General features: G+C 66.4%; 7 protein-coding genes. 4 read left to right on the forward strand and 3 right to left on the reverse strand.

Features of this window, described 5'->3' with window-relative positions; translation table 11 throughout:
- Positions 1 to 66 precede the first annotated feature (66 nt).
- Positions 67 to 1,311, forward strand: coding sequence for an extracellular solute-binding protein (locus D4754_RS07290; protein ID WP_121062323.1), 1,245 nt, complete (start codon positions 67 to 69; stop codon positions 1,309 to 1,311).
- 124 nt (positions 1,312 to 1,435) lie between these two features.
- On the opposite strand, the gene D4754_RS07295 is transcribed toward D4754_RS07290, so the two are convergent.
- The gene (locus D4754_RS07295) at positions 1,436 to 1,744 is read right to left on the reverse strand and encodes a hypothetical protein (protein ID WP_121062324.1); all 309 of its coding nucleotides are present in this window, start codon (positions 1,742 to 1,744) and stop codon (positions 1,436 to 1,438) included.
- A 411-nt stretch (positions 1,745 to 2,155) separates the two neighbouring features.
- On the opposite strand from D4754_RS07295, the gene D4754_RS07300 reads away from it, so the two are divergent.
- Both D4754_RS07300 and D4754_RS07305 read left to right on the forward strand, forming a co-directional pair.
- Positions 2,156 to 3,733: a serine hydrolase gene (locus D4754_RS07300; RefSeq protein WP_121062326.1), complete on the forward strand. Its 1,578-nt coding sequence runs from the start codon at positions 2,156 to 2,158 to the stop codon at positions 3,731 to 3,733.
- A gap of 70 nt (positions 3,734 to 3,803) precedes the next feature.
- Positions 3,804 to 4,913: a serine hydrolase gene (locus tag D4754_RS07305; RefSeq protein ID WP_163025822.1), complete on the forward strand. Its 1,110-nt coding sequence runs from the start codon at positions 3,804 to 3,806 to the stop codon at positions 4,911 to 4,913.
- Positions 4,914 to 4,967: 54 nt separating this feature from the next.
- Here D4754_RS07305 and D4754_RS07310 read toward each other — a convergent pair whose 3' ends face one another.
- The gene (locus tag D4754_RS07310) at positions 4,968 to 7,751 is read right to left on the reverse strand and encodes an AAA family ATPase (RefSeq protein ID WP_121062329.1); all 2,784 of its coding nucleotides are present in this window, start codon (positions 7,749 to 7,751) and stop codon (positions 4,968 to 4,970) included.
- 533 nt (positions 7,752 to 8,284) lie between these two features.
- Between D4754_RS07310 and D4754_RS07315 the strand changes: the two genes are divergently transcribed.
- Positions 8,285 to 9,994: a ShlB/FhaC/HecB family hemolysin secretion/activation protein gene (locus D4754_RS07315; protein ID WP_163025823.1), complete on the forward strand. Its 1,710-nt coding sequence runs from the start codon at positions 8,285 to 8,287 to the stop codon at positions 9,992 to 9,994.
- A gap of 136 nt (positions 9,995 to 10,130) precedes the next feature.
- Here the strand turns inward: D4754_RS07315 and D4754_RS07320 are convergent, their stop codons facing one another.
- Positions 10,131 to 13,238, reverse strand: a complete 3,108-nt coding sequence (locus D4754_RS07320; protein ID WP_121062333.1) for a calcium-binding protein — start codon at positions 13,236 to 13,238, stop codon at positions 10,131 to 10,133.
- Positions 13,239 to 13,267 lie beyond the last annotated feature (29 nt).

The following is a 13,267-nucleotide window of genomic DNA, read 5'->3' on the forward strand; positions in this document are numbered from 1 at the left end:
AAGAGGCGGCGCACCGCCCTTCCCGCTCACTTTATTTCCCATAACTGACGACGACCGGAGACAGACATGAAACCTTCCCTCCTCGCCCTCGGGCTGGCGCTTGCCGCCGGGTCCGCCGCGGCCGACACCACCCTGCGCGTGCATTACGCGATCCCGACCATCTGGGCCGATACCCAGGACGCGCTGGCCCAGGCCTTCATGGACGCCCATCCCGACATCACCGTCACGCTCGACGGTCCGGCCGAAGGCTATGCCGACGGCGTGCAGCGGCTGCTGCGCGAATCCGTGGCCGGTACCGCGCCCGACGTGGCCTGGGTTGGCCTGAACCTGTGGCGCGTGCTGGAAGCGCGCGGGCTGGCACAACCGCTGGACGAGTTCCTGCCGGAAGATCCCGAGTCGGTCGGCTATACCGGCGCGCTTCTGTCGCTGGGGGCCTTCGACGGTCATCAATATGCCCTTGGCACCTCGGCCTCGACGCTGGTGGCCTATGTGAACCCCGATCTGGTCGAACGTGCGGGCGGGTCGATGGAGGATTTTCCCACCGACTATGACGGCATCATCGAGCTGGCCGCCAAGATCGACGCGCTGGACGGCACCACCGAAGGCGTCTGGGTCTCGCCCCATGACTGGCGCTTCCAGTCGTTCCTGGGCGCCCATGGCGGGCGGCCGCTGAACGTGGACGAAACCGACGTCACCTTCGACAGCGACGCCGGCGTTGCCGCGGCATCGATCTATGGCCGATTCGCCTCGGAAGGCGGGATGTCGACGATGGGCGAAAACGACGCCCGTCAGGCCTTCCCGGCCGGGACGCTGGGCATCATGTTCGAAAGCTCGTCCCTGATGACCCGCTTTGCCGAAGGCGCGGGCGACCGTTTCGACATGGTCGTCAAGCCGATGCCCATCGTCGCCGCGGATGAAGACGTCTACCTGCCTACCGGCGGGTCGGGCATCGTGATGCTGACTGACGACGCTGAAAAGCAGCAGGCGGCGTGGGAGTACATCGCCTTCGTCACCAGCCCCGAGGCGCAGAAGATCATCGTCGAGACCACGGGCTATGCCCCCACCAACGCGCTGGTGGTCGAGGATGAAAGCTATCTGGGTGACTTCTACGCGGAAAACCCGAACGCCCGCGTCGCCCATGAGCAGGTCGCCCGCTATGCCGGCCCCTGGTACGCTTATCCCGGCGCGGAAGGCGTTGCCGTGACCGACGTGATCGCGGCCGACCTGCTGAACGTGGTCGAAGGCGCGGATCCCCGCGAAACGGTCGAGGAACTGGCCGACACGACCCGCGGGATGCTTGGCTTCAACTGACCCGAAGGATCGCGCGGCCCGGCATCGGGCCGCGCGGCACTCCCCGTGTGAACCGCAGTCCTGGATCCGCCGGCTTACGCGCCTGAACGCCGTCAGCGCATTGCCGTGCGCACGTCCCGAGCGGCTACCTGTTCCCGTCGATCCAGCGCGACATCAGTCCCTTGTCGCGAAAGCACTCCCCCGGGATCGAGCGCCGCTTGATACGGGCGAGCTTTTCGGCGAAGGCGACCTGTTTCGAGGTCGGTCGCCCGTCGCCCGCAGTGTCGCCGGAGTACATTGGCTTCAACTTGGCCTGCGCTTCGATCCAGCTGCTGAGCGCGCGGCGGTCGTGCTGGATTTCTTCGGGCAGGAGCGTCTGATTGCGAAGCGCCAGAGACCGGGCATAGGCGATCTGTTTCTGCGTGGCGGGAAGAAATTCGGCTTTTTTTTTCAATCTGAAGACACCATGTGTTGCCTGCCCTCAATATAGAACAAATTGAGAACACTTTCAAGATGGCCGCGCAGAACCGGCGATACGATTGCGGATCTTCGGGAGGAAATCCCGTGAAATTCAGTGCCTCGGATCGGTCACTTCGGCATGGATATCGGCAAGGATGGCGTCGACCCGATCCGGTGGTTCCTGCGGCGCCCAGTGGGTTACGGGAGTTCTACCGCGACGGGGCGGAGAACAGCCACGGTCCGGCCCTGGTGCACATTCTTCCGAGTACTTATACCGAAATTGAACCATTGCCCCACTTTGTTCGGGCGTGCGCCTGGGTCATTGCTGCGGCGAGCAGGCAGATCGGGCGCCCGTCGTTTCGACGGGGGCCGCCGCTGTGATCCGCCGTAACCAGGAGACCCTGCGATGACACCACTCCGTTACATCATGGCAACGCCGCTGCTTTTCGCCATGTCGACAATGGGTCTGGCGCAGATGCCCGACATTGGTCCAAGCCCGGGCGACGACGTGTTCCCGATCGCGCCGGGGTCGGTCGAACGCGCGGTCGAGGCCTTGCCCGAAATCGCCGAACGCATGATGAAGGCCAGCGGCGTGCCCGGGATGGCCATTGCCGTCGTGCAGGGCCCGGATCTCGTCTACGTCGGAACCTTCGGCGTGCAGGACAAGACCACGGGCGCGCCGGTCACGCCCGAGACCGTGTTCCAGATCGCGTCGGTCTCCAAGTCGATCTCGGCCACTGTCGCGGCGATCGCCGTGGGCAAGGGTATCGTCGACTGGGACGACAAGGTGGTCGACTTTCTGCCCGATTACCGCCTTGCCTCGGACTACGTAACATCCGAGGCCACCATAGGCGACTTCTTCGCACACCGGAGCGGGCTTCCCGGCGGCGCCGGCGACGATCTGGAAGACCTGGGCTTCGACCGGGCGACGATCCTTTCGCGGCTCCACCTCTTGCCCCTGGATCAATTCCGGACGTCCTACAACTACGCGAATTTCGGCACGACGACAGCGGCCGAAGCGGTCGCTGCCGCGGCAGGGGAGGACTGGGAAGACCTGGCCCAGGACTACCTTTTCGGCCCGCTGGGCATGGATCACACCAGCTACCGCCACGACGACCTGCTTGCCCGGCAAGAAACCGCCACGCTGCATTCCCTTGAAGGCGACACGTTCGTCGCGCTGTTCGAACGCGATCCCGATCAGCAGGCGCCGGCCGGGGGCGTGTCTTCGACCGTTCTGGACCTGTCGCGCTGGTTGCGGCTGATCCTGGCGGGCGGCACCTTCGAGGACATCGAGCTTTTCGAGCCCGCCGCCATCCTACCGGCATTGCAACCGCAGGCATTCAGTTCTCCCGGCTGGTCGGTCTCCACGCGCAACGGCGCGTATGGCTACGGGTTCAACACCGGCGTCGCGGCCAACGGCCGCGTCACGCTCGGCCATTCCGGTGCCTTCCTCATGGGGGCGGGAACGACCGTCCTGATGATGCCCGACATCCAGACGGGCATCGTCGTGCTGACCAATGGCGGACCCGTCGGCGTGGTCGAAGCAACGGCAAACGAGTTCTTCGATCTGGTGAATTACGGCGACGTCACCCGGGACTGGTATCAAGCGTTCAACGGCATGGTGATGGGCGTGCACAGCCCCGTGGGAGACCTTGCCGGGCAGGCCCCCTCGCAGGATCCCGCGCCCGCGCGCGCGGCCGAGGCGCTGATCGGCACCTACCAGAACGATTATTTCGGCCCGGCCCGGGTCGAAGCGCAGGCCGACGGGCTGGTCCTGTATCTCGGGCCCGACGACATGGCCTTTCCCCTGCAGCACTGGACCGGAGACACCTTTGCAACCGCGCCACGGACCGAGAACGCCCCCCTGGGAACCCTGTCGTCGGTGACCTTCGCGGACGGAACCGATCAGGCCGAAACGCTGCATATCGAAATGTTCGACAAGAACGGGCTGGGCACCTGGCGGCGAATGCCCGTAGACGGTTGACCGGAAGCAGGCCCTGCCAGTGATGCGCCGCCGGACAATCGAACCGACACGGAAGATAACGGAAACTCTCATGAAACACGCCTTCGCCGCCATCTCGATGGCTTTCCTTGCCGCTACGCCTGCCGTGGCGGAAGACCGGCTGCTGAGCGACACGCTGGAATTCACCGGTCAGCTGTTCTTCATCGACGCGGGCGTGCCCGGTGTTGTCATGGCCGCCGTGCATGGTGACGAAAGCGTGGTCATGGGCTTCGGGGAAACGACGACGGGCAGCGGGATCGAACCCGACGGCGACACGCAGATCGGTGTGGGTTCGGTGACCAAGGCCTTCACCGGCCTGTCGCTGGCAAGCCTCGTCGCGGATGGCGAAGCACGTTTGACCGACACCCCCGGCCCCCATGACGGCGTGTTCGGGGCGCTGCCGTCGCGCGACGGCCACGACGTGCGGCTGGTCGACCTGGCCACCCACTCCAGCGGCCTGCCCCGCGAGCTGGTCGAGATCGAGGGCGCCGAGAAATACACCGATGCCTCGTTCGCCGAGAACCTGTCGGGCGATCCGTATCTCTTCACCCCGGGCGAAGGCATCCTGTATTCCAATGTCGGCTTCGACGTGCTTGCCATGGCGCTGTCGGACATCGCGGGCAAACCCTATCCCGAGGTGCTGCAAGAACGGGTCCTGGATCCGATCGGGCTCGATGCCACGGGCTATGAGCTGGCGGACGGCGACAACGTCTTCGGTGGCCATGACTGGAACGGCAACCCGATGGACTTTGAAGAATTCATCGACAACCGCGCCGGGGCCGCATCGCTGCGGACCACCGCCAACGACATGGTCCGCTTCCTGCGCTGGAACCTCGATCAGTTCGGCACGGATGGCGCGGAAATGCGCGCGCTCAGCCACGCTGCATGGACGATGCGCGACGGCAAGGAGCCGGTCATCGGAATGGACGAATCCGGTCACATGTCGGCCATGGGCCTTGGCTGGGTCATCATGATGCCGGAAGGCGACCGGCCCCTGATCATCCAGAAAGCCGGCGGTCAGGACGGCATCTTCAGCTACCTCGCCTTTTCGCCGTCCCGCGATGTCGGGATCTTCATTGCCATCAACGAGTTCAATTTCGGGGCCGGGCTGGAAATGGCGACGACCGCGAACGAGTTCATCGCGGCGATGGCACCGCGCTGAACCGCCGGCACGGGTCGGGGGCCGTATGCCCCGGGTCCGGGTCCTGGCGGCACATCACCCCGGCGCTTGCGTCGGACCCGCGCCTGTCACGCAGGGCAGGGATGCAAGCTGGACCCGGGCGCGGCGTTCGAACCCCGCGGCGCCTTGTGCGGCGGCGGCGGCCACCGCGCGCCGAAGGGCCGTGCGCGCGCGTACGGGCCTGTCCACGCGTTCCATCAGGCTGGCGTGGAGCCGGAAAAGCTCGGCCTCGTACCAGCGCTCCCCGGTCCTGCGGGTGATCGCCAGGGCGTGGCGCAGAGTCGTCAGCGCCTGGACCGCATCGCCGGAAGCGGCGGCCATCTCGGCCGCAAGGCCCAGGTTGAAGGGCCGGGTCAGCTGCACGTTGGCGCGCTTGAAGGAGGCCTGCCCGTCGCGGAACAGATCGAAGCCCGCCTCGTCGCCCAGCATCACGCGGGCCCAGCCCGAAAGCATCCCGGCCGCGGGGCGCCAATGGGGCATGTCGAAATCGCGGCAGATCGCGTTCAGCCTGTCCGCCCGTTCCAGCGTCGTTTCCGTTTCGCCGCGCAGACGGGCCATGACCGCCCCGGCCCAGAGCATCTGCGCCTGGCCGAACGGCTGGTTCAGCGCCTGGGCTTCCTGCATTCCGGCGGCGAAATACGCCTCGGCGTCGGCATCCTTGCCCAGAACCTGGGACACGCAGGCGGCGTACTGGTTGCACACGATGACGGGGTGTTCGCCGAACAGCGTCTCGGCGCCGTCCTGATCGAACCCTTCCGCCATGGCGAGCACCGTTTCAATCCTGGGCCCGCAGGCCGGGAAGGCGCCCAGAAAGAAATCCGTCTGCCCGACGGCGTTATGGACGGCCATGGCGATATGATCGGGAGCGGTATCGGCAAGGCTGTCCATGCTCTGCGCCAGTTCCCCGGCGCGCGCCAGTTCGGCCCGCGAAATGTGATAGTTCCAGAACCCCGCCAGCACCGGCAGCGTTGCTACCGGATCGCGCACCGACCTGGCCAGCGTTTCGGCGCGCGAGAAGACCTGCCGAAGCTCGTCCCCGGTGAAGCCGTTCGAAACGATCAGCGCCGCGCCAAGTCCCTGTAGCACCCGAAGCTCTGCCGCCTGCAGGTCGCGGGACGGGTCATCGCACCGTGCATACATCTCCAGCGCCTGCCGCAACTGTCGGGCCGCGTCCTGACCCGCACCGCGCCCAAGGGCCTGCAGGCCCGAAACCCCGCGGTACTGCGCCGCCCGGGGCCAGTCGGCGGCCCGTTCGAAATGGTCGGCGAGCGTCGGGGCGATCCCGTCCGTGTCACGCCCGTAGGCCTGTTCCAGACGCGTCCCGATGCGGCGGTGAAGCCCCTGCCGTATGCCGGCCGGAATGCCGTTGTACAAGGCCTCGTGATACAATGCATGGCGAAAGGCGAACCGCGTTTCGATCACCCCGTCCGGGCGCCGGACATGCCCGGCATGCTCGATGAAGCGGTGGCGGGAGGCCAGAGTATCGAGCTGCCGTTCGCTGGCCTCGATCGCCCCGGCCCCGTCGGCAAGCGACGGGCCCGAAAAGATCGCGCCGGCAACGCTGGCGCTTTCCAGCAAGGCGCGGTCGTCGGGGCCCAGCCGCTCGATCTCGGCATCGATGAAATCCGTCACGCTGGCGGGCATGGTCGACACCAGCGCCTCGGGCGGGTGATGAAGCGACCAGCGCCCGTCGACCTTCAGGATATCGCCCTGCTCTACCCAGCGCCCGACGGCCGCGTCGATGAGGATCGCGTGCCCTTCGGTCCGTTGGGCGAGCAGGGGTGCGAGCGTCCGCGGGAAAGTGTTGCCGGGCAAACGCTGGCCCAGATAGTCGTCCACGGCCCCGGGGCTGAGCCCGCCCAGTGTCAGGACCCGCGTTTCCGGGCGCCGGTTGAGATGGCGGAGCGTGTCGGCAAGATCGCTTGTCCGGTCCACCTCGTCATATCGGTAGGTCCCGATCACCATCAGCCGCGCCGGCCCGGTCCGCAGCCCCCAGGCCGCAAGCCATGCCAGCGTGCTGGGGTCCGCCCAGTGCAGGTCTTCCAGCACGAGGATCCCCGGATGATCCGCCGTCAGCCTGTCCATCAGGTCCGCGCATTCGCGCAGCATCGAATCCGGCCTCTCGGGATCCATGTCCATCGTCGCTGACGCGCGCTTGCGGCCTTGCCCCGGGATCTGGTCGGCCCAGGACGGCGCAACGTCGTGCAGCAGGCGACCCAGCGTTGCGCCCGCAGGTCCGGCAGAAATCTGCGACAGTGCCTCGAGCAACGGTCCATAGGCTTCGCGCGCGCCGGGATGGGGGATCGCCTGGCCACGGGCGACCCACAGCGCCGGGCGCGCCGGACGCTGCGACAGGAAGCGATCGGTCAAGCGCGTCTTGCCGGCACCGGCCTCGCCCGCGATCAGCACGACGGGCCGGCTGCCGCGGCGGGCCGCGGCGGCGGCCTCTGTCAGCGCCTGGATCTGGGGGCCGCGCCCGACGCACAGAGCGGGATCCGCGCCGGAGTGCGGGGTGCTGCCGCCCATGAATTCGATCGGCGCCAACAGCCGGTAGCCATGCCGCCCGACGGTTTCGATATACGTGGGCAGTGCCGCATCGTCCCCCAGCAGGCGGCGCAGTTCGCGCACGCATTGCTTGGGTCCCGCGTCGCTGCCGTGACGTTGGCCCCAGACAAGATCGCGCAGGTCCTGCTGGCTGACGACCTCGCCCTGCCGCTCGATCAGGGCGACCAGCACGTTCAGCGTCTTGGGGCGCAGCTTGTGGGCCTCGTCCCCCACATGGAGAAGAGCGGCCGCCAGATCGAGCTTGAGAACGGTCAATGCGTGCCCCGTAAAGAAATGTCCGAACGATCTGGTGCAGGTAGGTGGTTCGGCATCGCTTCCCGTTTCGCGCTCTTTCCCGGCTTCTAATACCACAGTTGCACCGGCACCAGAAAATCATCGCCGTCCGTGCCTCCGCTGCGCCACGTCAAGCCACGGCCGATGCCGAAATGCGCCGCGATTTGCGTGACTTGGCGCGGCCCCGACGCCCTGAGGACGAGCGTCTCCCATGACGCGTACCTCTCAGCCGCAAGGCCCCGTCGGATCGTCCCGGGTTCTTCTTTCTCTACAAGGGATTATACCCAAATTGAACCGTTGGCCCCCTTTGTTTGCGGACATCACTGGGCCAGAACGCCGGCAATCGCAGGGAAGAGCGCGCCATGGACCGCGCCCGGTGCCGGGACGCTCGGGATGACGACACCCGTCTTCGGGGCGCGCCCCTTCCTTTTCGGCGGCCGCGTGTCTGCCCCGCGAACACCCATGCGCCAGCGCATTCAATTGCCGCGGCTGAACGCCAGAAACAGGACGCTGTCATGACTTCGAAAGCTTCGCTCCCGGTGCGCCGGACCGCTCTCATCTTGCCTGTCGGAACCGGATCGCGCGCCGTTTTCGTGTCCGCAGCCCTTTTCGGGGCTGGCCTGGCCTGGTCCGCCGCGGCGCAGTCGCTGACCACGCCTGTCGAACGGGCCGTGGCCGGGCAGACGGTGATCCTTGAACGGTTCACCTCGCCGCCGCAGGCCGGCAGGTTCGACCTGACCGTCGTCGACCAGCGCAAGCAGATCGACATGGACGCCGCGGCAAAGGTCCGGTTCCGCCTGCGGTCCCTGTCCATCGACGGGGCGCGGACCGTCCCGCCTGCCGACCTCGCCCGCCTGTGGCAGGGCCGGATCGGGACGGACGTGACGCTCGCCGATCTCTACCGCATCGCCGATGCCGTCGATGCGGCCTATTACGCCGCCGGGTACTTTTCGAAGACCGTGGTGCCGGAACAGAACCTCGCCACCGGAGAGATCAGCCTGCGGGTCTACGAAGGCTATGTTCAGCGGGTCGAGATCACCAGCGACATCCCCGGGATCGAGACGCGCCTTGCGCCCTATATCGACCGTATCCTGCGCATGAGCCCGATCCGCGTGAAGGAAGCCGAACGCATCCTGCTGCTGATGAGCGATATCGGCGGGCTGGACATCGAAGGCACCTTCGTCCGCCCCGAAGAGGCCACCGGCGGTGGCCTTCTGAAGCTTGAAATCGGGCAGACCCGCCGGTCGGGGGTGATCGGGCTCGACAACATGGGCTCGGACTCCGTGGGGCCGCTGGAACTGTCGGCGAACCTGATGCTGAACGACGTGTTCCGCCGGTTCGAAACCACAAGCCTTGTCGGCGTGACGATCCCGGACAATCCGAAGGAACTGGGGATGCTCCAGATCGGGCAGGACTACCCGGTCGGCGCGGATGGCGTGACAATGGGCTACAGCCTGTCCTATGTCCGGTCGCGCCCGGGCGGATCGGAGGCCGACAATGATATCGACGTGACGTCGGTCGTGGGGGGCGGATACCTTGCCTATCCCTTCCTGCGCACGGAAGATCACAGCATCTATGGCCGGGCCGAACTGTTTGCGCGGCACGACACTGTGGATGCCGCGGGCACCACGGTATCCGACGCGCGGACGCAATGGGGGGAATTCACGCTCCAGTACGACCGCGCTTTCGAAACGGGCGGATTTTCGATCGATGGCGGCTTCAGCCTCGGGTCGGCGAGCGATGACGTGACGGGCGACGCACGGGAAGATTTCCACCTGTTCACGACCGGGTTCAACTATGCGCAGGCGCTTGGCGATGTTGCCGACCTGGGCATCAGCGGGATCGGCCAGTTTGCCACCGAATCCCTTCCGGGCGCGGTGCGTTTCGCGGTTGGCGGCGCGCCTTACGGCTGGGCCTTCGACAACGGCTCCATCTCGGGCGACAGCGGCATGGCCGCGGCGGTCGAGATCGGCCGGGATCTTGAAACCGGGATGGGCTTCCTGCCCGGGCTGTCGGTGGCGGCCTTCGTCGATTACGGGACGGTCTGGAACCATGGCGATCAGGCCGGCAGCCGCGACAGTCTCGGCTCCTACGGCCTTCAGCTGAGCGGCATGATGGGAGAGCGCGTCGCGTTCCAGCTGATCGCCAGCCGCCCGTGGACCACGCCCGAGCTTTTCGAAGACCCCGACCGCCGGCTACTGTTCCGCCTGTCCGTTCCGCTCTGACCGGGCGAAGGGTTCCCACGGGGGCGTCGTTCCTCCGCCGGGGAGGGCGCACACCTTCCCCGGGGTCGGACGAGGCACCGATCAGCCGGTGGCGGTGCGGTTTCAAGCCAGGCGCGCCCGGGGAAGGCGAAAGGCGTCAGACGAACAGCCAGAAATCAGGATCCGTGGGATCGACGTCGTCATTCGTCAGGCGTCCCGTTTCGTCCACGTAGTTGCCGAACTGGATGTGGTGATAGGCGCCCGACACATCCGGGATATAAAGGTTGTATCCCGTTTCGAAGACCGTCTCGACCAGCACATCGTCCGGAAGGTCCCATCCGAACATATCGCGGTCCAGCACGACCTTGTCGTGGTCGGTCTCGAAATTGCGGATGGTGTAGGTGCCGGACGTTGGCGGACCAAAGGCATTGGTCACTTCGCCATCGGGACCGCGCCCGTACTTGCGCCCGTATCCTTCGCGGAACACGAACAGGTCTGCCGCCCCGTCGGCGTCAATGCCGTTGCCATAGAGCGTCTGCCCGGCGCGCATGAGATTGTTCAGGTAGTCGGGATCGCTTGCCGAAACCCGCGCAGTCGTTCCGGGATCCAGAATGTCCGCGCCGTCGAGTCCGACGAGATTGTTGGAGAACCCGTTCCGGCCTAGCATCTCGTCCTCGCCCCCGGTGCCCGTCACGCTCCGTTCACCGGCGCCGTTCCGGATCGTGTTGAGCGTGCCCGTGCGGCCGGTATAGAGGTTCGGGATATCCTGAAACCCGGCCTCCATCAGGTCGGCCCGGCTGTCGAAACGCAGGATCCGGTCGACCGATCCGTCGCCGTCCATATCGATGTCCAGATCGCGCCCGTCCGACCGCGCGATGGTCCGACCGTCGCCCGGCAGGGGCGGCGTTTCGGTGGCCGAGATCCGGTAGTGATCGATATCCAGCTGCGAGAGGTCAATCGTGTCCCTTGGTCCGACCGTGCCCTTGATCTCGGTCACGCGGTGGCCTTCGACCGTGTCGTCGAAGATGATCCTGTCGGCCCCCGGTCCCGGCGCGATCACGCCGCCGTCAAGGCTGGCATGGATCAGGTCCTTGCCTTTGCCGCCTCTCAGCGAGTCGGTGCCGGCCCCGCCGTTCAGAACGTCCCTGCCGCCGCCGCCGTCGAGCAGGTCGTCGCCCTTCCCCCCGGCCAGCCTGTCGCGGCCGCTGCCGCCTTTCAGGACGTCATCGGCGCCACCGCCTTTCAGCCGGTCGTCACCGCTCCGGCCCAGAAGGCGATCATCGCCGTAGCCGCCAACCAGCAAGTCCTTGTCCGAACCGCCATTCAGAACGTCATTGCCGCCGCCACCCTTGAGCTTGTCGTTGCCGCGGCCGCCGCGGGCGGTGTCCTTGCCCCCGCCGCCTTTCAGAACGTCGTTGCCGCCGCGTCCCAACAGCGTGTCTGCCCCGCCGTCGCCGGAAAGCCGGTCCCGGCCGCCGTCGCCATCGAGCCAGTCACGACCCGAACCGCCGTTCAGCACGTCCTTGCCGACGCCCCCCAGCAGCCAGTCCGCCCCGCCGTCGCCGGAAAGCCAGTCCCGGCCCCCGCCACCGTCGAGCCTGTCTTTCCCGGCACCGCCGTCCAGCGTATCGCGCCCGGCATTGCCGTCCAGCGTATCGCGCCCGGCATTGCCTGACAGGCGGTCGTTGCCGCCACCGCCATCCAGCCTGTCCATCCCTGCGCCGCCGATCAGAACATCCTTGCCCCTTCCACCCTCCAGGACGTCGCCGCCCTTGCCGCCAAGGAGGCTGTCATTCCCGCCGCCGCCAAGCAGGTTGTCCCTGCCGCGTCCCCCGTCGATCTGGTCATGCCCGCGGACGCCATTCGCGGTGTCCTTGCCGCGCCCCATCTCCAGCAGATCGTCCTTGTACGAGCCAAAGACCTTCTGCCCGCCCTTGCCGTCGAAGATGCGGACCTTGCCTTCGTATTCCCTGAGTTCGACCTCGTAGGTGCCCGTCTGATCGAAGGTCGACCGGACCGACAGGAAGGCCGCATCTGTGGAAAACGCCTTGTAGACAAGGAAATCCTTGGCGGGCACCACAAGCGGCGCACCTATGGCGCTGTGCAGTGCCACGTCGACGGAGCTGAGCGTGTCGGACGTCGTCTTCGTGGTCACGACATAGCTCCAGCCCTTGCGCAGGCCGCCTTCGATGCGGAACCAGTCCTGTTCGCCGAACATGTTCGCCCTGGACTGCGGCCCGGCCTCGTCGATCCGCCCGGCCTTGCGGTCGCTTCGTCCGATCTTGTCCGGCGTGTTCGCGTTCCCGCCATGATCGTCGGCGGGCGTGACCCAGACCTCGTAACCGCCGGTGCCCTGCTGCCCGTTCGGCATGTCGGCGCCAGAGACGGTGATCAGCGCCTCGACCTCCTGCCCCGGCTCGTGGCCAAGGTGTCCGTCCATCGACACGCCCGCCGTTGCAAGCCCGCCGGATCTGTCGGTGCCCAGCGGCGTGTAATGACCCGTGCCAAGGTTCAGGCCGCTGATCAGCGTTACATCCACGTCGATGTACTTCAGCTCCTTGGCCGTATCCTCGCCCATCGTGGTGCGGACATGCACGTCGTATTCGAAACCCGAGCGCAACGTGACCTTGAAGGCATCCTTGTCGCCCTGTGTCTCGATCTCTCCCTGGACCTTCTGCGGCGACCCGGCCATCGACGCGGCGCCGGTCGACGGGATCTCCCCGTCGGTCGACGGCCCGTGGCCCCAGTCGTCGAGGAACCAGTCGGTGCCATCGCCTTCGACGATCGCGATGTTGTAGCTGTAGGTCCCGTCCTCATCCAGCCCGTGGCGGGAATCCCACGTGGCAAATGCCGGCATGATGAACCAGTCGGAATAGTCGGACGGCTTGAACGTCTGCCCGGGCAGCAGGAACGCATCCTCGCGCGAGGGCGTGGTCAGCGTCAGCCGGTCCCAGTAGGTGTAGTAGTCATAGTGATCGTCGAATGCTCCGCGCCGCGGGCTGGCACCGATGGCGGGTTCGATGGTCGATAACTGGGGCCAATACACACCCTGCGGCGCGAACGCGGTGGAATCGGCATCGACCAGCCGCAGCCGGTCGCTCAACGCGTCGTTCTCGCTGTCGAGGATGATCGTGTATTGCTTCCCGCCGCCCTGCGCCCAGAAACCGAACCAGTCGGAATCTCCTTCGGACATGTTGAACCGGTAGGTCTGCCCTACCTTGAGCTCGACGGCGTCTCTGTAACCGTCGGCGAAACCATCTGACATTCTTCCCTCGGCCGTTTTGGGGGCAATTC

Source organism: Chachezhania antarctica, assembly GCF_003646465.1.
Taxonomy (GTDB): Bacteria; Pseudomonadota; Alphaproteobacteria; order Rhodobacterales; family Rhodobacteraceae; genus Chachezhania; species Chachezhania antarctica.